The organism is Pseudomonas sp. AN-1, from assembly GCF_034057115.1.
In the GTDB taxonomy this organism is placed as follows: Bacteria; Pseudomonadota; Gammaproteobacteria; order Pseudomonadales; family Pseudomonadaceae; genus Geopseudomonas.
In genome coordinates, this window is the sequence record NZ_CP139195.1 from 2223073 (window position 1) to 2243695 (window position 20623).

The 20623-nt window shown below is 68.2% G+C and carries 19 protein-coding genes and 1 rRNA gene; 11 read left to right on the forward strand and 9 right to left on the reverse strand.

From position 1 onward, the window contains the following. Nucleotides 1-4: 4 nt before the first annotated feature. From rimO to tsaA, 4 genes are all read left to right on the forward strand, one after another. The gene (gene rimO, locus SK095_RS10405) at nt 5-1330 is read left to right on the forward strand and encodes a 30S ribosomal protein S12 methylthiotransferase RimO (protein WP_320548813.1); all 1326 of its coding nucleotides are present in this window, start codon (nt 5-7) and stop codon (nt 1328-1330) included. A gap of 106 nt (nt 1331-1436) precedes the next feature. Continuing rightward, on the forward strand, nt 1437-2150 hold the full coding sequence (locus SK095_RS10410; RefSeq protein ID WP_320548814.1) for a divalent cation transporter: 714 nt from the start codon (nt 1437-1439) through the stop codon (nt 2148-2150). A 250-nt stretch (nt 2151-2400) separates the two neighbouring features. Further along, nucleotides 2401-3609 (forward strand): tryptophan synthase subunit beta, encoded by a 1209-nt coding sequence (gene trpB / locus SK095_RS10415; protein ID WP_320548815.1) that lies wholly within the window; start codon nt 2401-2403, stop codon nt 3607-3609. A gap of 98 nt (nt 3610-3707) precedes the next feature. Further along, on the forward strand, nt 3708-4406 hold the full coding sequence (gene tsaA / locus SK095_RS10420; RefSeq protein WP_136489443.1) for a tRNA (N6-threonylcarbamoyladenosine(37)-N6)-methyltransferase TrmO: 699 nt from the start codon (nt 3708-3710) through the stop codon (nt 4404-4406). Between the two features lie 129 nt (nt 4407-4535). On the opposite strand, the gene fpr is transcribed toward tsaA, so the two are convergent. After that, nucleotides 4536-5312: a ferredoxin-NADP reductase gene (fpr, locus tag SK095_RS10425; protein WP_320548816.1), complete on the reverse strand. Its 777-nt coding sequence runs from the start codon at nt 5310-5312 to the stop codon at nt 4536-4538. Between the two features lie 122 nt (nt 5313-5434). On the opposite strand from fpr, the gene SK095_RS10430 reads away from it, so the two are divergent. Then, nucleotides 5435-6361 carry a LysR family transcriptional regulator gene (locus SK095_RS10430; RefSeq protein ID WP_320548817.1) on the forward strand — a complete coding sequence of 309 codons (927 nt, stop codon included), beginning with the start codon at nt 5435-5437 and terminating at the stop codon, nt 6359-6361. Nucleotides 6362-6377: 16 nt separating this feature from the next. On the opposite strand, the gene SK095_RS10435 is transcribed toward SK095_RS10430, so the two are convergent. After that, nucleotides 6378-6746: a diacylglycerol kinase gene (locus tag SK095_RS10435; RefSeq protein ID WP_201487197.1), complete on the reverse strand. Its 369-nt coding sequence runs from the start codon at nt 6744-6746 to the stop codon at nt 6378-6380. A 68-nt stretch (nt 6747-6814) separates the two neighbouring features. Continuing rightward, on the reverse strand, nt 6815-7465 hold the full coding sequence (gene erdR / locus SK095_RS10440; RefSeq protein WP_136489447.1) for a response regulator transcription factor ErdR: 651 nt from the start codon (nt 7463-7465) through the stop codon (nt 6815-6817). Nucleotides 7466-7657: 192 nt separating this feature from the next. On the opposite strand from erdR, the gene SK095_RS10445 reads away from it, so the two are divergent. Then, on the forward strand, nt 7658-8563 hold the full coding sequence (locus tag SK095_RS10445) for a DMT family transporter (protein ID WP_320548818.1): 906 nt from the start codon (nt 7658-7660) through the stop codon (nt 8561-8563). Here SK095_RS10445 and SK095_RS10450 read toward each other — a convergent pair. Further along, nucleotides 8536-9249, reverse strand: a complete 714-nt coding sequence (locus SK095_RS10450) for a tRNA-uridine aminocarboxypropyltransferase (RefSeq protein WP_320548819.1) — start codon at nt 9247-9249, stop codon at nt 8536-8538. The genes SK095_RS10445 and SK095_RS10450 overlap by 28 nt on opposite strands. Nucleotides 9250-9444: 195 nt before the next feature. Between SK095_RS10450 and SK095_RS10455 the strand changes: the two genes are divergently transcribed. Beyond that, entirely contained in the window at nt 9445-9849 is a 405-nt protein-coding gene (locus SK095_RS10455) for a quorum-sensing-regulated virulence factor family protein (protein ID WP_201487191.1), read from the forward strand. Between the two features lie 52 nt (nt 9850-9901). Here SK095_RS10455 and SK095_RS10460 read toward each other — a convergent pair whose 3' ends face one another. Then, nucleotides 9902-12307, reverse strand: a complete 2406-nt coding sequence (locus tag SK095_RS10460) for a xylulose 5-phosphate 3-epimerase (protein WP_320548820.1) — start codon at nt 12305-12307, stop codon at nt 9902-9904. A 122-nt stretch (nt 12308-12429) separates the two neighbouring features. On the opposite strand from SK095_RS10460, the gene SK095_RS10465 reads away from it, so the two are divergent. Continuing rightward, nucleotides 12430-13833 carry an MBL fold metallo-hydrolase RNA specificity domain-containing protein gene (locus tag SK095_RS10465; protein ID WP_201487187.1) on the forward strand — a complete coding sequence of 468 codons (1404 nt, stop codon included), beginning with the start codon at nt 12430-12432 and terminating at the stop codon, nt 13831-13833. 27 nt (nt 13834-13860) lie between these two features. Continuing rightward, nucleotides 13861-14955 carry an LOG family protein gene (locus SK095_RS10470; RefSeq protein WP_136489453.1) on the forward strand — a complete coding sequence of 365 codons (1095 nt, stop codon included), beginning with the start codon at nt 13861-13863 and terminating at the stop codon, nt 14953-14955. 70 nt (nt 14956-15025) lie between these two features. On the opposite strand, the gene recX is transcribed toward SK095_RS10470, so the two are convergent. The 3 genes from recX to SK095_RS10485 form a co-directional block, all read right to left on the reverse strand. Further along, nucleotides 15026-15487, reverse strand: coding sequence for a recombination regulator RecX (gene recX, locus SK095_RS10475; RefSeq protein WP_201487185.1), 462 nt, complete (start codon nt 15485-15487; stop codon nt 15026-15028). 6 nt (nt 15488-15493) lie between these two features. Beyond that, nucleotides 15494-16543, reverse strand: coding sequence for a recombinase RecA (recA, locus tag SK095_RS10480; protein WP_136489455.1), 1050 nt, complete (start codon nt 16541-16543; stop codon nt 15494-15496). Between the two features lie 85 nt (nt 16544-16628). Further along, the gene (locus SK095_RS10485; RefSeq protein WP_136489456.1) at nt 16629-17129 is read right to left on the reverse strand and encodes a CinA family protein; all 501 of its coding nucleotides are present in this window, start codon (nt 17127-17129) and stop codon (nt 16629-16631) included. A gap of 74 nt (nt 17130-17203) precedes the next feature. Here SK095_RS10485 and mutS point away from each other — a divergent pair, with 74 nt between their 5' ends. Both mutS and fdxA read left to right on the forward strand, forming a co-directional pair. After that, nucleotides 17204-19783 (forward strand): DNA mismatch repair protein MutS, encoded by a 2580-nt coding sequence (gene mutS, locus SK095_RS10490; protein WP_320548821.1) that lies wholly within the window; start codon nt 17204-17206, stop codon nt 19781-19783. 78 nt (nt 19784-19861) lie between these two features. Then, nucleotides 19862-20185, forward strand: coding sequence for a ferredoxin FdxA (gene fdxA / locus SK095_RS10495; RefSeq protein ID WP_136489457.1), 324 nt, complete (start codon nt 19862-19864; stop codon nt 20183-20185). Nucleotides 20186-20371: 186 nt separating this feature from the next. On the opposite strand, the gene rrf is transcribed toward fdxA, so the two are convergent. Beyond that, nucleotides 20372-20487, reverse strand: a 5S ribosomal RNA gene (rrf, locus tag SK095_RS10500). Nucleotides 20488-20623: the final 136 nt, after the last annotated feature.

Below are 20623 nucleotides of genomic sequence, written 5' to 3' on the forward strand. Positions count from 1 at the left end.
TCTCGTGTCTGAAAAGAATCCTAGTATAGGTTGGGTGTCGCTTGGGTGCCCGAAAGCGACCGTCGATAGCGAACGCATCCTCACCCAGCTGCGCATGGAGGGCTACCAGATCGTCCCCTCCTACGAGGATGCCGACGTGGTGGTGGTCAACACCTGCGGCTTCATCGACAGCGCCAAGGCCGAGTCGCTCGACGCCATCGGCGAGGCGCTGGCCGAAAACGGCAAGGTGATCGTCACCGGCTGCATGGGCGTCTCCGAGGACAGCATCCGCAACGTCCACCCCAGCGTGCTGGCGGTCACCGGCCCGCAGCAGTACGAGCAGGTGGTCAACGCGGTGCACGAGGTGGTGCCGCCCAAGGTCGACCACGACCCGTTCGTCGACCTGGTGCCGCCGCAGGGCATCAAGCTGACCCCGCGCCACTACGCCTACCTGAAGATTTCCGAGGGCTGCAACCACAGCTGCAGCTTCTGCATCATCCCGTCGATGCGCGGCAAGCTGGTCAGCCGTCCGGTCGGCGACGTGCTGTCCGAGGCCGAGCGCCTGGTCAAGGCCGGGGTCAAGGAGCTGCTGGTGATCAGCCAGGACACCAGCGCCTACGGCGTCGACCTCAAGTACAAGCTGGACTTCTGGAACGGCCAGCCGGTGAAGACCCGCATGCTCGAGCTGTGCGAGGCGCTCTCCGGCATGGGCGTGTGGGTGCGCCTGCACTACGTCTACCCCTACCCCAACGTCGACGACGTCATCCCGCTGATGGCCGCCGGCAAGCTCCTGCCGTACCTGGACATCCCCTTCCAGCACGCCAGCCCCAAGGTGCTCAAGGCGATGAAGCGCCCGGCCTTCGAGGACCAGACCCTGGCGCGGATCAAGAAGTGGCGCGAGATCTGCCCGGAGCTGACCATCCGCTCGACCTTCATCGTCGGCTTCCCCGGCGAGACCGAGGAGGACTTCCAGTACCTGCTCGACTGGCTGACCGAGGCGCAGCTCGATCGCGTCGGCTGCTTCCAGTACTCGCCGGTCGAGGGCGCCCCGGCCGAGGAGCTGGGCCTGGAGGCTGTGCCGGACGAGGTCAAGCAGGAGCGCTGGGAGCGCTTCATGGCCCACCAGCAGGCGATCAGCGCGGCGCGCCTGCAGCTGAAGATCGGCAAGGAGATCGAGGTGCTGATCGACGAAGTCGACGAGCAGGGCGCCATCGGCCGCTCCGCCGCCGACGCCCCGGAGATCGACGGCAACGTCTACGTCGACAGCGACCGCGACCTGCAGCCGGGCGACAAGGTGTGGGTGCGCGTCACCGACGCCGACGAGTACGACCTCTGGGCCGAAGTGATTTAAGCCCCTCCCCCGACGAGCCCGGCCCAGTGCCGGGCTCGTCGTCTCTGGGCCCGGCGCAGGGAATGGGGTGTAATGTCTGCTCGTCCGGCATGGATGGAGACCGCCGATGAATCCCTGGCTGCAGATACTCGCCCTCACCCTGTTCGCCGGACTGGCCATGCCGGCCGGCGCCTTGCTCGCCATCCGCGAACACATCCACCCGCGCTGGCTGGAAACCGAACTGCGCCACACCATTCTCGCCTTCGGCGCCGGCGCCCTGCTCGCCGCCGTGGCCCTGGTGCTGGTCCCCGAGGGCATGCGCACCCTGCCGGTCTGGCTCGGTGCGCTGTGCTTCGCCGCCGGCGGCGTGCTGTTCATGCTGATCGACCGCTACCTTGCCGCCTATCGCACCTCGGCCAGCCAGGCGGTCGACATGCTGTTCGACTACATCCCCGAAACCCTCGCCCTCGGCGCGGCCATGGCGCTCGGCAGCCACGCCGGCCTGCTGCTGGCCCTGCTGATGGCCCTGCAGAACCTGCCGGAAGGCTTCAACGCCTACCGCGAACTGCGCCGCTCCTCGCGCCTCGACAACCGGCAGATTCTCGGCCTGTTCACCCTGATCGCCCTGCTCGGCCCGTTCGCCGGCCTCTGCGGCTACCTGTGGCTGGCGCCCTACCCCGAGGTCGTCGGCGCCATCATGCTGAGCGCCTCCGGCGGCATCCTCTACTCGGTGTTCCAGGACATCGCTCCGCAGATCCCGCTGCGCCGCCACTGGGCTCCGCCGCTGGGCGCGGTGGCCGGCTTCCTGCTGGGGATGATCGGCCAGCCCCTGGGGGCCTGAGGGGCCGGTTCGGCCGGCCAACCGCCCCGCGACGGAAACACCTTGCGATCTTCGTCACCGCGACGGCGAGCGGGCCGGCGAACTGGCCGGCATCCCGGGATGCGACTGCCGCCGCCCGGTGGCCGCTCGCCGCCGCGGACGACTGCCTGCGAGTTCCGCTGCGGGGCGCGACTCGTTAAGATCATCACGACCCAGCGGGGCGCCCTGCCCGCCCCGTCCCCTTGCGCCCACTTCAGGAAGAGTGCCCACGATGAGTTCCACCTCCCGCTTCGCCCCCATGCCCGATGCCCGCGGCTACTTCGGCCCCTACGGCGGCCAGCTGGTGCCACCGGAACTCAAGCAGGTGATGGACGAGATCGACGCCGCCTACGAGGAGATCCGCCAGCGCGAGGACTTCCAGCAGGAGCTGGCCAGCCTGTTCGCCGACTACGTCGGCCGTCCCAGCCCGATCTTCCATGCCCGCCGCCTCTCCGAGCAGCTCGGCGGCGCGCAGATCCACCTCAAGCGCGAGGACCTCAACCACACCGGCGCGCACAAGATCAACCACTGCCTGGGCGAGGCGCTGCTGGCCAAGTTCATGGGCAAGACCAAGGTGATCGCCGAGACCGGCGCCGGCCAGCACGGCGTGGCGCTGGCCACCGCCTGCGCGCTGGTGGGCATCCCCTGCGAGATCCACATGGGCCAGGTGGACATCGAGAAGGAACATCCCAACGTCACCAAGATGAAGATCCTCGGATGCAAACTGGTGCCGGTGACCCGCGGCGCGGCGACCCTCAAGGAGGCGGTGGACAGCGCCTTCGAGGAATACCTCAAGGACCCGCACAACTTCATCTACGCCATCGGCTCGGTGGTCGGCCCGCACCCGTTCCCGAAGATGGTCCGCGACTTCCAGTCGATCATCGGCACCGAGGCGCGTGCGCAGTTCCTCGGCAAGCACGGCCGCCTGCCCGACCACGTCGCCGCCTGCGTCGGCGGCGGCTCCAACGCCATGGGCATGTTCACCGCCTTCCTCGACGACGAGAGCGTCAACCTGGTCGGCGTCGAGCCGGCCGGCGAAGGTCTGGACAAGCCCGGCCGCCACTCGGCCACCCTGTCGATGGGCAAGCCCGGCGAGCTGCACGGCATGGCCTGCTACGTGCTGGAAGACGCCGAAGGCAACCCGGCCGCGGTGCACTCGATCGCCTCCGGCCTCGACTACCCCGGCGTCGGCCCGCAGCACAGCTACCTGAAGGACATCGGCCGGGTCAGCTACCAGACCGCCAGCGACCAGGAATGCCTGGACGCCTTCATGACCCTGTCGCGCGTCGAGGGCATCATCCCCGCCCTGGAAAGCGCCCACGCGGTGGCCTGGGCCATGCGCGTGGCACCGACCCTGCCGAAGGATGCGCACATCCTGGTCAACCTGTCCGGCCGTGGCGACAAGGACGCCGATTACGTGGCCAAGCTGCTCGGCCTGTAACCGCTCGCACACCCCGCGTCCCCCGGGACGCGGGGTGCTCTCCCGCCGTCCGGCGCGTATCATCCCCGCTGCCCCGTCGCCTCCCCGGTCTCCCCGCCATGTCCTACAGCGTCAGCCCCGTCGGCTACCTGCGTTCCTGCTTCAAGGAAAAGTTCGCCATCCCGCGCCAGCCGCAACTGGCCCCGGCCGCCCGCGGCGTGCTGGAACTCGTGCCGCCGTTCGACGATGGCTCCGCGGTGGCCGGGCTGGAGCAGGTCAGCCATGTCTGGCTGCTGTTCCTCTTCCACCAGGCGCTGGAGGACCGCCCGCGGCTCAAGGTCCGCCCGCCACGCCTGGGCGGCAACCGCTCGCTGGGCGTGTTCGCCACCCGCGCCACCCACCGCCCCAACGGCATCGGCCAGTCGGTGGTGAAACTGGAGCGGGTCGAGGCGGGCCGCCTGCACCTGTCCGGCATCGACCTGCTGGACGGCACCCCGGTGCTGGACATCAAGCCCTACGTGCCCTACGCCGACATCGTCGACGAGGCCCGCAACGCCATCGCCGACGCGCCGCCGCCGGCGATCCCGGTCGACTGGTGCGCTAGCGCCCTGGCCCAGGCCCGCGAGCAGGCGCTGCGTCTGGGCGAACCGGTGGTCGAGCTGATCGAGCAGTGCCTGGCCCAGGACCCGCGTCCGGCCTACCAGGTGCCTACGCCGGAGCGCCGCTACGGGGTGCGCTTCTGGGACCTGCAGGTGCGCTGGCACTACCCCGCCCCCGAGCGCATCCGCGTGCTGGAGGTGGTGCGCGCCGAAGCTTAGGGTGCGCTATGCGCAGCACCGTTGGCTGCTCGGTGCGCGCAGCGCACCCTACGCTTGAGCGGCCGTCCATAAGCGAAAACGGCGGAGTCCCTCACCGGGACTCCGCCGTTTTCCGTTGCACGGTTCGTCTTATTTTTCGACGAAGGCGCGCTCGATCAGGTAGTCGCCCGGGTCGCCCATGCGCGGGGAAACCTTGAGGCCGAAGCTGTCCAGCACCTGGCTGGTCTCGTCGAGCATGCTCGGGCTGCCGCAGAGCATGGCGCGGTCGTCCTGCGGGTTGATCGGCGGCAGGCCGATGTCGGCGAACAGCTTGCCGCTGCGCATCAGGTCGGTCATGCGGCCCTGGTTGCGGAACGGCTCGCGGGTGACGGTCGGGTAGTAGATCAGCTTGTCGCGGACCATCTCGCCGAAGTACTCGTGCTGCGGCAGCTCCTGGGTGATGAAGTCGGCATAGGCCAGCTCGCTGACCCAGCGCACGCCGTGGACCAGGATCACCTTGTCGAAGCGTTCGTAGGTTTCCGGATCCTGGATCACGCTCATGAACGGCGCCAGGCCGGTGCCGGTACCGAACAGGTACAGGTGCTTGCCCGGCAGCAGGTCGCCGAGGATCAGGGTGCCGGTGGGCTTGCGGCTGACCATCAGCTCGTCGCCCGGCTGCAGGTGCTGCAGGCGCGAGGTCAGCGGGCCGTTCGGCACCTTGATGCTGAAGAACTCCAGGTGCTCCTCGTAGTTGGGGCTGGCGATGCTGTAGGCACGCATGAGCGGACGCCCCTCCACTTCCAGACCGATCATCACGAACTGGCCGTTCTCGAAGCGCAGTCCCTGATTGCGGGTGGTCTTGAAGCTGAACAGGGTATCGTTCCAGTGATGCACGCTGATCACGCGCTCGCTCACCAGGTTGCTCATGGATGACTCCTTGCAGATGCGAAAGTAAGTACGGCCGGCTGGCCGTGTTGCGCTGCATTCTATAGTCGCGCAAGATATCCGTTAAATGAATAATCAATATATTGTTAATCGGTTATATCGATATGCGTTTCACCCTCAGGCAACTGCAGGTCTTCGTCGCCATCGCCCGTCTGGAAAGCGTGTCGCGCGCCGCCGAGTCGCTGGCCCTGTCGCAGTCGGCGGCCAGCACCTCGCTCGCCGAACTGGAGCGCCACTATGACAGCCCGCTGTTCGACCGCATCGGCAAGCGCCTGACCCTCAGCGCGCTGGGCAGCCAGTTGCTGCCCAAGGCAGTGGCCCTGCTCGACCGCGCCGAGGAGATCGAGCAGCTGCTGCAGGGCAAGATCGGCTTCGGCTCGCTGCAGCTGGGCGCCACCCTGACCATCGGCAACTACCTGGCCACCCTGCTGATCGGCCGCTTCATGCAGGCGCACCCCGAGTGCCGGGTACGCCTGCATGTGCAGAACACCAGCCACGTGGTGCAGGGCGTGGCCCAGCACGGCCTCGATCTCGGTCTGATCGAGGGCGACTGCCAGCATCCGGACATCGAGGTGCAGCCCTGGGTCGAGGACGAACTGGTGGTGTTCTGCGCGCCGCAGCATCCGCTGGCCCGGCGGCGCACGGCGAGCCTGGACGAGCTGGTGCGCGAGGCCTGGATCCTCCGCGAGCAGGGCTCGGGCACGCGGCTGACCTTCGACCAGGGCATGCGCCATCACCCCACGCCGCTGAACATCCGCCTGGAGCTGGAGCATACCGAGGCGATCAAGCGCGCCGTGGAGTCGGGCCTGGGCATCGGCTGCATCTCGCGCCTGGCGCTGCGCGACGCCTTCCGCCGCGGCAGCCTGGTGGCGGTGGAAACCCCGGAGCTGGACCTGCGCCGCCAGTTCAGCTTCATCTGGCACAAGCAGAAATACCAGAGCAGCGCCATGCGCGAGTTCGTCGAACTGTGCCGCAGCTTCACCGCCGGCGCGCAGCGCAGCGATCAGATCCGCCTGCAGGAAATTCCCTGAGCTACGCGCCCGACGCTCAGCCGAGCAGGACGATGCCCCACACCAGGGCGATCATGGCCAGCACCACCGACTGGGCGGCGCTGCCCATGTCCTTGGCGTTCTTCGACAGCGGATGGCGCTCGAGGGAGATGCGGTCGATGGCGGCTTCCACCGCCGAGTTGAGCAGCTCGACGATCAGCGCCAGCAGGCACACCGCCACCAGCACGGCGCGCTCGCCACGGCTGACGTCGAGAAAGAAGGCCAGCGGCACCAGCACGGCGTTGAGCAGCACCAGCTGGCGGAACGCCGCCTCGCCGGCGAAAGCGGTACACAGGCCGTCCCAGGAATAGCCGGCGGCGTTGAGGATGCGCTTGAGGCCGGTGCGGCCCTTGAAGGGTGACTGCATGATGGAGCGTTCCGTTGCAAAAGACGCCAGTCTGTCATTCCCGCCTTGGCGGAAGCTTAAGAGCGGCCTCAGCTCGACGGCATCGACTCCATCTGCTGCAGCAGCAGCGCCGCCTGGGTACGGGTGCGCACGCCGAGCTTGCGGAAGATGGCGGTGACGTGGGCCTTGACCGTGGCCTCGGAGACGCTCAGTTCGTAGGCGATCTGCTTGTTGAGCAGGCCTTCGCAGACCATGGTCAGCACACGGAACTGCTGCGGGGTGAGGCTGGCCAGACCTTCGCTGGCGGCGCGCACCTCGTCGGAGAGGGCGGCGGCTTCCTCGACCTGCGGCGGCCACCAGGCGTCGCCGTCGAGCACCGCGCGGACGGCCTGCTGGATGGTTTCCAGCGGGCTGGACTTGGGAATGAAGCCGCTGGCACCGAACTCGCGCGAGCGCTGCACCACGGCGGCCTCCTCCTGAGCGGAGACCATCACCACCGGGATGTGCGGGTACTGGCCGCGCAGCAGGACCAGCCCGGAGAAGCCGTAGGCGCCGGGCATGTTGAGGTCGAGCAGGACCAGATCCCAGTCGCGCTTCTCGTTCAGGCGCGCTTCCAGTTCGGCGATGCTGGCCACCTCCACCAGATGCGCCTCGGCCCCCAGTCCCATGCTCAACGCCTGCTGCAGGGCGCTGCGGAACAACGGGTGGTCGTCGGCAATCAGTATTTCGTAGGCGGCCATGATAAGTCCTGTTGTTGTTCTGAGCGGGCGGGGGCTCGAGCGGCGCTCAGGATGCCGAGCACACCCCGCACGGTCAAGAAAAATACCCGGAAAAGCCTCAGGGACTTGCTCGCACGACAAGCCGAGTTCATGCAGGTTCCCCAATTCTACCCTTTCAGGGCAGAATTTCGCCTTTTTTCTGAGGTGAACCCCATGCCTGGCCAGGCCCTGCGTGCCGATCTGCTGATGCTGCTGACCGCCCTGATCTGGGGCAGCGCCTTCGTTGCCCAGCGCCTGGGCATGGACGCCATCGGTCCCTTCCTCTATTCCGGCCTGCGCTTCGCCCTCGGCGCCCTGGTGCTGCTGCCGCTGCTGCTGCGCCGCCCCGCGGACGGTGGCGGCGAGCCGCTGAATCGCAGCCTGTTGCTCGGCGGCCTGCTGCTCGGCCTGGCGCTGACCGCCGGCATCAACCTGCAGCAGGTCGGCCTGCTGTTCACCAGCGTGACCAACTCCGGCTTCATCACCGGCCTGTACGTGATCATCGTGCCACTGCTCGGCCTGCTGCTCGGCCAGCGCGCGGGCCTGGGCATCTGGCTGGGCGCCAGCCTGGCGGTGGCCGGCATGGCGCTGCTGAGCATCGGCCCGGATTTCCGGATCGCCGCCGGCGACTGGCTGCAGCTGGCCGGCGCCCTGGTGTGGGGCGCGCACGTGCTGCTGGTCGGCGCCCTGGCCGGTCGCCACGACCCGGTGCGCATCGCCTTCCTGCAGTTCCTCACCTGCGCGCTGCTCAGCCTGCTGCTGGCCGTGCTGTTCGAGGACATCGACCTCGAGGCCATCGGCCGCGCCGGGCCGGCGATCCTCTACGGCGGCCTGGTCTCGGTGGGCATCGGCTACACCCTGCAGGTGGTGGCGCAGAAGCACGCCATCGCCTCCCATGCGGCGATCATCCTCTCCCTGGAGGCGGTGTTCGCCGCCATCGCCGGCGCCCTGCTGCTCGACGAGGCGCTGGCGCCGCGCGGCTATCTGGGCTGCGCGCTGATGCTCGCCGGCATGCTGGTCGCCCAGCTGTGGCCACGGCGCCTGCCGGTCGTTCAGGAGCGGAACGGCAGCAGGCGCTGATGCGCCGCACTCCCCTCGTCCAGCGGCAGGTGGCGCTTGAAGCTCAGGTAGCGTTCGCTGAACACGTCGAGATAGGCATCCAGCGCCTCGGCGGCCTCGCGGTCGCCAGCCAGTTCCAGGCAGAGCGCCGCCACCTCGGCGGTGCACAGGTGCTCGCCGCGGGTCGAGCGGCGCAGCCGATAGCGCGACTGCTGCTCCGGGGTCAGGCTGAGCACCGGGAAGCGGTCCAGGTAGGGACTCTTGCGGAACATCTTGCGCGCCTCGGTCCAGGTCGCGTCGAGCAGGATGAACAGCGGGCGCCGGCCGGACTGTGGCTCGACCGTCTGCACCACCCGCTCGGGTGCGGCGTACTCGCCGGGAAACACCACGTAGGGCTGCCACTGCGGATCGTCGAGCAGCGCCAGCAGACGCGGATCCACCTCGATGCGCGACCAGCCGAAGGCGCTGTTGTCGGCCAGCACGTCGGCGATCAGCCAGCCGGTGTTGCTCGGCTTGAGCGCCTCGATGTCGTGCATCAGCAGGCACACCCCGCTGCGCGTGGCCACCTGCGGGCGCCAGGCGCACATGCAGTGGCTCTGCGCCAGGCGGCAGGCGGGACAGCGCGGCATGCGCGAGCCGCGGGCGACGAAGGGCTTGGCGCTGCGGGCGAGGCGCTCGGCGCGCAGGCGGGCGACGCTGTTGCTCATCGAGCACCCCGGCAGACGGCGGTGGTCGGGGCGCGACGGGCGGATGACGGCATGGCAACTCCAGGGGCAGCGTTCCAACGGGCGCGGCAGTCTAGCAGACGCGCCCGCCGGCTCCAGCGCAGGGCGTATGATGGACGCCCTGCGAACCCGCTGCGCCAGCACGGGTCGAAGGCTCAGTTTCCCAGGAGAATCCCCATGCGCCGTATTCACGTCCTGCTGGCCGGCCTGCTGGCCGCCTCCGCCGCCCACGCCGCCTCGCTGCAGGACCACGAACTAGGCAAGCTGCTCGAGGACGTCGCCCGGCAGAGCAGCGTCGGCACTCCGCGGGCGATCAACGCCGACATCCTCGACCAGGGCTACACCACCGAGGGCAACCAGCTGATCAACCACCTCAGCGTGCGCCCCAGCCACGCCGCCGAGATGCGCAGCAATCCCGACGCCGTCCGCCAGCAGCTGCGCGCCAGCGTCTGCCGGAACCCCGGCTACCGCCAGTTGCTCGGCAAGGGCGCAGTGCTGATCTATGACTTCAGCGAGCACAGGAGCAATCGCCCGGTGACCACCGAGCGCTTCCGCGCCGCCGACTGCGGACTGAAGAAGTAATCCGGCACCACCGAGAAAGACCCGCCCCGGCTCCCGCGGCGGGTCTTTCTCGTCAGCGCAGCACGGCAGGATCGCCCTTGCCGGCCAGCGCGGCCGCCTCGTCGGCGGTCAGCAGCGCAGTGCGCGGTACGTCCATCAGCTGCGCACAGGCGGCCACCACGTTGGCCCAGCAGGCGCGGTTGGCGAACAGCATGCCCGCTTCGTCGAGGGTGCCGCCGCGGTTGCGGTAGCCCAGTACCGCGCTCCGGCAGGCGTCCGGCAGCAGCAGCCACAGGTGGCCGCGGGCCACCTCCGGGCGCATGTGGGTGAGCAGCACGCGGCGCGCCATGGCGGCAGGGAACAGCCGCTCGCGCAGCGCCTCGTCGGCGACCGTCTGCTGCTCCAGCAGGTCACGGGGGGCACGGAAGCGCCCCGGTTCCTGCAGGTAGACCAGCCGGTAGGCATAGCCGGCCTCGGCCAGCCGGGCGGCGGCGCGGCGCATCTCGGCGAGCTGGTAGCTGCCGTTGGCGATCAGCAGCAGTGGCTCGCTGCCCGCCCGCTCGGCCACCACGCAGGCCCCGTCGCGAGCCAGTCGCTGCGCCTGGGCGGCGTCGAACACGCAGGGCCGCTCGCGCTTGGGCACCACCAGGCAGGCCAGCCGGCCGCGCGTCTGGTAGATCTGCGGCAGCAGCGCCAGGGTGCTGTTGTGGTCGGCCGGGAACAGCACGCGCACCGTGTCGCCCATCTCCCCCAGCAGTGCCTCGCAGAAGGTGGTGTCCTGGTGCGACTGCTGGTTCTTGCCGTTCTCCCAGGTATGCGAGGTGGCCACCAGCGGCCAGCCCAGCCAGCCGGCGGGGCGACCGGCCTCCGTCTGCTGGCGGGCGAAGATCAGGGTCTGGCGCACTGCGCCGAGCATCTTCACGCAGAACGCCTCGTAGCTGGCCACCAGGTTCAGGCCGCCCTGGTTGGCCAGGCAGGCCGACACCACGGCTTCCTCGTTGAGCACGGTGATGATCCGGCCGTCCACCGCCTCGTCGTCGGCCTCCGGCACGCAGACCCGGTGCCTGAGCGCCTGCAGCACGCCGTGCAGGCGATTGCTGGCCAGCTCGTCGGGATTGCCGACGCGCGGGCGCAGCTGCGGGTTGGCCGCCGTCAGGTCGACGAAGAAGCGATCGATGGCGCTCATCGGCGAGCAGTCCCGGTCGTGGAAATGCAGCTCGGGGAGCTGCGGCAGCGCCGGCCGGCGTACCGCCAGCGGGTGATCGCGCTCCAGCGCGCGTCCCGGACGCAGGGCGGCGAAACAGTCCAGCGCCCGGCGCAGCTCGTCCGGCGCCACCCACAGGGCCGCGGCGCTGGCGTTGAACAAGCGGCGCGCCTCGGCATCGGTATGCGGGTTGCCCGGCAGCGGCAGATTGTGCGCGGCATTCTCGCCGGCGCCGTGGAAGCCGAACCCCTTGACCGTCTCGGCGATGGCGAAAGGGATCGGCAAGGGGTACTGGAGGATGCCGCGCTGCAGCTCCTCGACCCGGTTCCCCAGATGGCGCTCCATCTCGTGCAGGGTGCAGACGAAGGCGGCCGGATCGCGGCCATCGAAGCGCAGCGGATCGAAGCCGCAGCGGCGCAGGTGCTCGACGAAGGCGGCCAGTCCCTCGGCGGTGCCCAGCTCGGTGCGCTGCTCGATGCGCCGGCCGTTGGCGATCAGCACCGGCAGGGCCACGCCGCAGTCCTCGGCACGCCACCAGCGCGGCATCCAGTCGCTGCCGCGCTGCTCCTCGGCGGCGCCGTCGGAGAGGAAGGCCACCAGGGTCTCGCCCGGCAGCGGCTGGTGGGCATACTGCAACTCGGCAAAGCCGAGATAGCCGCCCTCGGCGATGCCGCCGGCGGTGTGCGGGGTGACGTGGCTGCCCAGCGGCACGCCGGGCAGGCCGTCGGGAGCCTGGGCGTAGCTGTAGAAGTCGGCGACCAGGCGACTCAGTCCGGCCTCGTCGTGACCGTAGCGCGCCGCCTGTTCCGGGTGCAGGTTACCGGTGAGCACGTTGAGCGCCTCGATGGCCGCCACGCAGTGGCCCTGGCCCATGGCCCAGGCGCGGGTCTCACCGGTCAGCGCATTCAACGCCAGGTAGCCGGCATAGGCCGGCACCATGTTCAGCGCCCCACCGGTGTGCCCCTCCGGGCGGGCCTTGAAGTCGTCGGCCTCGAGTTCGGCGCCATCCAGGCGCACCCGGCGTGCGTAGGTCATGTGCGCCACCAGCCACAGGCCGGTGCAGGTCAGGCGGTCGAGCGCCTGCAGCAGGCGATAGACGCTGGCGAGGTCCGGCTGGCAGCCGGACTGCACGAGGCGATGGGCCAGGCGGAACACCGCTGCCTGGGTGGCCGCGGTGTGCTGCAGCGGGCCACAGCCCCGAGCCCACTCGGCGAAGCTCGGCTCCGCCAGGGCATGGGCCTGCAGCTCCTCGGCGCAGGGCAAAAGCTGACTCATGGGGCAAGACTCCGGGATGGGGTTGGGAGTAGTCTAGAACCACAAGCCCCCTAGCGGCTGACCTGCATCAAGGACCCGCCCGCGCCGGCAGGCGGGCGCGACAATCGGAACCAGGAGATCACATGGCCCTTCTCACCTTCATCGGCGCCATCCAGGAAGTCACCGGATCCTGCTACCTGATCGAGACCCGCGACGGTGCCCGGGTGCTGCTGGAGTGCGGCATGCACCAGGGCCGCCGCGAGGAGGAGTCGCGCAACAGCGAGCCCTTCGCCTTCGACCCGAAGAGCCTCGATGCCGTGGTGATCTCCCACGCCCACATCGACCACAGCGGCCTGCTGCCGCGTCTGGCGGCCAAGGGCTACCGCGGGCCGATCTACGCCACCGACGCGACCTGCGAGCTGCTACAGCTGATGCTGATGGACTCGGCGCACATCCAGGAAAGCGACGCCGAGTGGGAGAACAAGTGGCGGGCGCGCCTCGGCCGCGAGCCGGTGGTGCCGCTGTACACCGAGGCCGACGCCGAGCTGGCGCTCAAGCTGCGCCGCCCGGTGGTCTACGGCCAGCGGGTGGAGGTGGCGCGCGGCATCGCGGTGACCTTCCACGACGCCGGGCACATCCTCGGCTCGGCCATCGTCGAGATGGAGGTCCATGACCACCAGTTGACCCGCCGCCTGGTGTTCTCCGGCGACCTGGGCAACACCTGCACGCCGCTGATGCGCGACCCGACCCCGCTCGGCGAGGCCGACGTGGTGCTGATGGAGTCGACCTACGGCGACCGAGACCACCGCTGCGACGAGGCCACCCTCGACGAGCTGGCCGACATCCTCCAGCAGGCCCACCGCGACGGCGGCAACGTGCTGATCCCCGCCTTCGCCGTCGGCCGCACCCAGGACCTGATCTTCCACCTCGGCCGCTTCTACCAGCAGGGCCGCCTGCCGCAGCAGGCGGTGTTCCTCGACAGCCCGATGGCGATCCAGGCCAATGCCATCTACCACCGCTTCCACGCGCAGTTCGACCCCAAGGACCGCGAACTGCTGCGCAGCCACGACGTGACCAAGGTCGAGGACTGGCTGCCGATCCTGCGCTGCACGCCGCGGGCGGAGGACTCGATGGCGATCAACCGTATCCAGAGCGGCGCGATCATCATCGCCGGCAGCGGCATGTGCAACGGCGGACGCATCGTCCACCATCTCAAGCACAACCTGTGGCGCAAGGAGTGCCATATCGTGTTCCCCGGCTTCCAGGCCAAGGGCACCCTGGGCCGGACCATCGTCGACGGCGCACCCACCGTGCGCGTGCTGCGCCAGCGCATCGCGGTCAAGGCCCAGGTGCACACCCTGGGTGGCTTCTCGGCCCATGCCGGACAATCGCAGCTGCTCGACTGGGTAAAACACTTCGATCACCGACCGGAGCTATATTTGGTCCATGGCGAACTGGAAAAGATGAAGGTGCTGCAACAGGCACTGCACGATCGCCTGCAGTGGACTGCCAACATCCCGGAACCGGGTGAGCAGATCGCGCTGTAGCGGTCCACAACAACAAGGAGTAATCACATGCCTTATGAGTCGGATGACTACCTGTCGAGACACTTCCAGACCAGCGGCATCGATGTCGGCCTGAAGGTCGACGAACTCGTCAGCCTCAGCGTGCCCCCCGGAAGTCCCAACCAGTCGCTGTACCGCGAGATGCTGATGACCGTGGTGCGCATGGCCGAGGCCGACCGCAATCGCTGGGACGCCAAGATCATGATGCAGACGCTGCGCGAGATGGAGAACGCCTTCAGCGTCCTTGAGCAGTTCAAGCGGCGGCGCAAGGTCACGGTGTTCGGCTCGGCCCGCACCCAGCCGGACCACCCGCTCTATCTGCTGGCCCGCGACCTCGGCCGTCTGCTGGCCCACCACGAGCTGATGACCGTGACCGGCGCCGGCGGCGGCATCATGGCCGCCGCCCACGAGGGCGCGGGACTCGAGCACAGCCTCGGCTTCAACATCAGCCTGCCGTTCGAACAGCGGGCCAACGATGTGGTGCACGACACCGGCAACCTGCTGCCGTTCCACTTCTTCTTCCTGCGCAAGCTGTTCTTCGTCAAGGAGGCCGACGCCCTGGTGCTCTGCCCCGGCGGCTTCGGCACCCTCGACGAGGCGCTGGAGGTGCTGACCCTGATCCAGACCGGCAAGAGCCCGATCGTGCCGGTGGTCTTGCTGGACGTGCCGGAGGGTCGCTACTGGAAGGACGCCCTGCACTTCATCCGCGAGCAACTGGAGGAGAACGGCTACATCCTACCCAGCGACATGCACCTGCTGAAGCTGGTCACCAGCGCCGAGGAGGCGGTGGTGGAGATCACCCACTTCTACCGCAACTACCACTCCAGCCGCTGGCTCAAGGGGCTGTTCGCCATCCGCATGAACCGCCCGCTCAACGCCCATGCCCTGGCCTACCTGCACGACGAGTTCAGCGACCTGTGCCTGGAGGGTGGCTTCCATCAGCAGCCCTACTGCGAGCTGGAGCAGGACGAGCCGGAGTTCTGCAAGCTGATCCGCCTGGCCTTCCGCTTCAACGGCCGCGACCACGGCCGCCTGCGCGAACTGATCAACTTCATCAACCAGCCGGAGAACTGGCAGCGCGAGCTGCCGCGTTACAACGACTGAGCCCGCCCCTGCAAACGACAACGCCCGCACCGGTTACCCGGTGCGGGCGTTGTCTTTGGTCCGGTCCGACCTACTCGTCGCCACCGCCGCGCAGCAGGCGATTAACCCCCTCCAGGGCAAACCCCCGCTGCAGCAGGAAGCGCCCCTGCTTGGCCCGCTCGCGGGCATCCTGCGGCAGGCCGGCGAAGCGCCGTCGCCACAGCTGGCGCAGGTTGTCCGCCCAGTCGATGCCGCTGTCGGCCAGCGCACGCTCCACGGCTGAGCGCGGCAAGCCGCGCTGGCCCAGCTCATCGCGGATGCGCAGCGGCCCATAACCAGCGTTCGCCCGGCTGCGGATGAAGCACTCGAGGAAACGCTGGTCGCTGAGCAGGCCCTCCTCGGCCAATCGCTCGAGTTCGGCGTCGATCATCTCGCCAGCCGCGCCGCGCTGACGCAGCTTGCGGGCCAGTTCAGCGCGGCCGTGCTCGCGGCGGGCCAGCAGATCCATGGCCGCCCGCCTTACTGCGGCGGAAGTATCGAGCACCACCGGCATGCCGCCTTAGATGTCCACTTCCGCGTCGGCGTCTGCCTCGCTGGCCGTGGCTGCCTTGAGCGCCCCCGGCTGGCTGAGCAACTGCGCGCGAATGGTGCTCTCGATGGTCTCGCGCACCTCGGCATTGTCCTCGAGGAAGCGCGCGGCGTTGGCCTTGCCCTGGCCGATCTTGTTGCCCTGGTAGCTGTACCAGGCACCGGACTTCTCGATCAGGCCCTGCTGCACGCCGAGATCGATGATCTCGCCGGTGCGATAGATGCCCTTGCCGTAGAGGATCTGGAACTCGGCCTGGCGGAACGGCGGGGCCATCTTGTTCTTCACCACCTTGACGCGGGTCTCGTTGCCGATCACTTCGTCGCCTTCCTTGACCGAGCCGGTACGGCGGATGTCCAGACGTACCGAGGCGTAGAACTTCAGCGCGTTGCCGCCGGTGGTGGTTTCCGGGTTGCCGAACATCACCCCGATCTTCATGCGGATCTGGTTGATGAAGATCACCAGGCAGTTGGCGTTCTTGATGTTGCCGGTGATCTTGCGCAGGGCCTGGGACATCAGGCGGGCCTGCAGGCCGACGTGCTGGTCACCCATCTCGCCCTCGATCTCCGCCTTGGGCACCAGGGCGGCCACGGAGTCGACGATGACCACGTCGACCGCATTGGAGCGCACCAGCATGTCGGTGATCTCCAGGGCCTGCTCGCCGGTGTCCGGCTGCGAAACCAGCAGGTCGTCGACGTTGACGCCGAGCTTGGCGGCGTAGTCGGGATCCAGTGCGTGCTCGGCGTCGACGAAGGCACAGGTGGCGCCCTGCTTCTGCGCCTCGGCGATCACCGACAGGGTCAGGGTGGTCTTGCCCGAGGATTCCGGGCCGTAGATCTCGACGATCCGCCCCTTGGGCAGGCCGCCGATGCCGAGGGCGATGTCGAGGCCCAGCGAGCCGGTGGAGATGGCCGGCACCGCCAGCCGCTCGTGGTCGCCCATGCGCATGACCGCGCCCTTGCCGAACTGGCGCTCGATCTGTCCCAGGGCCGCGGCCAGGGCACGCTTCTTGTTCTCGTCCATTGAAGTCCTCTCGTTTCGGAGCGGCCAGCCGGCCACGATAAACTGTATAATTAGCCAGTATTATTCCATAGGGTAAGGCACCCGCCTACCCCTCGACGGGATTTTCCCCTGCCGCCAGTCGCAACAAGCCCTGCAGGGCCAGCAGCACGGTCTGCTCGCGCACCGACAGGCGGTCGCCGGCGAAGCAGCGACGACAGCTGAATACCTCGCCGCCCGCCAGCCATGCCAGCCACACGGTACCCACGGGCTTGTCCGGCGTGCCGCCGTCGGGGCCGGCGATGCCGCTGACCGCCACCGCCAGCGAGGCGCCGCTGCGCGCGCAGGCACCACGGGCCATGGCCTCGACCACCTCGCGACTGACCGCACCCTGCATGGCGAACAGTGCTTCCGGCACGCCCAGCAGCAGGTTCTTCTGCCGGTTGGAGTAGGTGACATAGCCGACCTCGAACCACTGCGAACTGCCGGCGATGCGGGTGATGGCCTCGGCGATGCCGCCGCCGGTGCACGACTCTGCGGTGGTGACCTGCAGCTGGCGCTGGCGCAGCGCCTCGCCCAGCTCACCGGCCAGAGCGGTGATGCGATCCATGGATGTCTCCGGGGTTAAGCCTGTCGGGGCGATACCGTACACTAGACGCTTTTTCGACCTGAAGCCGGACAGCGATGAGCAACAGCGATTTTTCCGCCCACACGCCGATGATGCAGCAGTACCTGAAGATCAAGCAGCAGCATCCCGAGCAGTTGCTGTTCTACCGCATGGGCGACTTCTACGAGCTCTTCTACGCCGATGCACAGAAGGCCGCCAGGCTGCTCGACATCACCCTGACCGCGCGCGGCCAGTCGGCGGGCCAGCCGATACCGATGGCCGGCATTCCCTTCCATTCCGCCGAAGGATACCTGGCCCGCCTGGTCAAGCTGGGCGAGTCGGTGGCGATCTGTGAACAGATCGGCGATCCGGCTACCAGCAAGGGCCCCGTGGAGCGCCAGGTGGTACGCATCATCACCCCCGGCACGGTCAGCGACGAGGCCCTGCTCGACGAACGCCGCGACAACCTGCTGGGCGCCCTGCTCGGCGACGAGCGCCTGTTCGGCCTCGCCGTGCTGGACATCACCAGCGGACGCTTCAGCGTGCAGGAGATCAAGGGGTGGGAAGCGCTGCTCGCCGAGCTGGAGCGCCTCAACCCCGCCGAGCTGCTGATCCCCGACGACTGGCCGAGCGGCCTGCCGGCGGAGAAGCGCCCGGGCGTGCGCCGCCGCGCACCCTGGGACTTCGACCGCGCCACCGGCCTCAAGGCACTGTGCCAGCAGTTCGGCACCCAGGATCTCAACGGTTTCGGCTGCCAAGGACTGACCCTGGCCATAGGCGCGGCCGGCTGCCTGCTGCTGTATGCGCGCGAGACCCAGCGCAGCGCCCTGCCGCACCTGCGCAGCCTGCGCCACGAACGCCTCGACGATGCGGTGATCCTCGACGCCGCCAGTCGACGCAACCTCGAGCTGGACACCAATCTGGCCGGCGGGCGCGACAACACCCTGCAGAGCGTGGTCGATCGCTGCATGACCGCCATGGGCAGCCGCCTGCTGTGCCGCTGGCTGAACCGTCCGCTGCGCGGTCGGGCCATCCTCGAAGGCCGCCAGCAGGCCATCGGCTGCCTGCTCGACAACTACCGCTACGAGAACCTGCAGCCGCGCCTCAAGGACATCGGCGACGTCGAGCGCATCCTCGCCCGCATCGGCCTGCGCAGCGCCCGCCCACGAGACCTGGCGCGCCTGCGCGACGCCCTGGCCGCCCTTCCCGACCTGCAGCAGCACATGGCGGAGCTGGCAGCGGCACGCCTGCAGGAGCTGGCCGGCAGCATCCGCACCTACCCCGAACTGGCCGAACTGCTGGCCAGGGCGATCATCGACAACCCGCCAGCGGTGATTCGCGACGGCGGGGTGATCAAGCGCGGCTACGACGCCGAACTGGACGAGCTGCAGTTGCTCAGCGAGAACGCCGGCCAGTACCTGATGGACCTGGAGGCGCGCGAGAAGGCGCGCACCGGCCTGCCCAACCTCAAGGTCGGCTACAACCGCATCCACGGCTACTACATCGAGCTGCCGCGGGTGCAGGCCGAGCAGGCACCGGCCGACTACATCCGCCGCCAGACCCTCAAGGGCGCCGAACGCTTCATCACTCCCGAGCTCAAGGCCTTCGAGGACAAGGCGCTGTCGGCCAAGAGCCGCGCCCTGGCCCGCGAGAAGCTGCTCTACGACGAGTTGATCGAAACCCTCATCGGCCAGTTGGCGCCGCTGCAGGACACCGCCGCAGCGCTGGCCGAACTCGACGTACTGAGCAACTTGGCCGAGCGCGCGCTGAACCTCGATCTCAACTGCCCGGTCTTCGTCGAAGAGCCCTGCCTGCACATTATCCAGGGCCGCCATCCGGTGGTCGAGCAGGTGCTCAGCACCCCCTTCGTCGCCAACGACGTCAGCCTCGACGACGCCACCCGCATGCTGGTCATCACCGGTCCGAACATGGGCGGCAAATCCACCTACATGCGCCAGACCGCCTTGATCGTGCTGCTCGCCCATATCGGCAGCTACGTGCCGGCACAGGCCTGCGAGCTGTCACTGGTCGACCGCATCTTCACCCGCATCGGCTCCAGCGACGACCTCGCCGGCGGACGCTCGACCTTCATGGTCGAGATGAGCGAGACCGCCAGCATCCTGCACAACGCCAGCGACCGCAGCCTGGTGCTGATGGACGAGGTCGGCCGCGGCACCAGCACCTTCGACGGTCTGTCGCTGGCCTGGGCCGCAGCCGAACATCTGGCCCGCCTGCGCGCCTTCACCCTGTTCGCCACCCACTATTTCGAGCTGACCGTGCTGCCGGAAAGCGAGCCAGTGGTGGCCAACGTGCATCTGGATGCGGCAGAGCACAAGGAGCGCATCGTCTTTCTCCACCACGTGCTGCCCGGGCCGGCCAGCCAGAGCTACGGCCTGGCGGTAGCACAGCTGGCTGGAGTACCGGACCCGGTGATCACCCGCGCCCGCGAACACCTGGCCCGCCTCGAGCAGGCCAGTCTGCCCCACGAGCCGGTAGCCGCTCCCAGCAAGAAGGCGCGCAAGGATGTGCCTATCCAGCCCGACCTGTTCGCTATGCAGCCCCATCCGCTGCTGGAAAGACTCGAACAGCTCAACCCGGACGAGCTGACCCCGCGTCAGGCACTCGAGCTGATATATGCTTGGAAGACCCAGATATAACGAAGCAGATTCCGAGCTGCTAGAATCCCGCGCGCCATGCCGTGGCTGGCGCCTGCCCGTCTGAGGAGATAAAAGAACATGACCTTCGTCGTTACCGACAACTGCATCAAGTGCAAGTACACCGACTGCGTGGAAGTCTGCCCGGTGGACTGCTTCTACGAAGGCCCGAACTTCCTGGTGATCCACCCGGACGAGTGCATCGATTGCGCCCTGTGTGAGCCAGAGTGCCCGGCCCAGGCCATCTTCTCCGAAGACGAGGTGCCGGAAGACCAGCAGGAGTTCATCGAACTGAACCGCGACCTGGCGGAAGTCTGGCCGAACATCACCGAGAAGAAGGACGCCCTGTCCGATGCCGAAGAGTGGGATGGCGTGAAGGACAAGCTGCAGTATCTGGAGCGCTGAGTCGCCAGCCCTCCGCTGCCAGCCAAGCCCCGACCTGTTCGGGGCTTTTTTACGCCTGCAGGAAAGGTCGTCGCACCTTCCTGGCCGAGCAGGCCGGAAACCTCAAGTGCTTGAGCGACTCGACTTTTTCCAGCCGAAAGGACGAAACCCCGACCAGCTTCTGCTGGTCGGGGTTTCTGTGTAGGTGCTTGACGATGACCTACTCTCACATGGGGAAGCCCCACACTACCATCGGCGATGCGTCGTTTCACTGCTGAGTTCGGGATGGGATCAGGTGGTTCCAACGCTCTATGGTCGTCAAGCAATTCGGTTGGGGCATCGCCATGGCGCTACCCCGAATTGGGCAAGTGATAGTGTATCAGATTCGGTAATTTGCGGTTCTGCAAGCTTTCGGCCTGTCGCACCCACTGTGATCCTGGGATCGCAGATTGTTTGGGT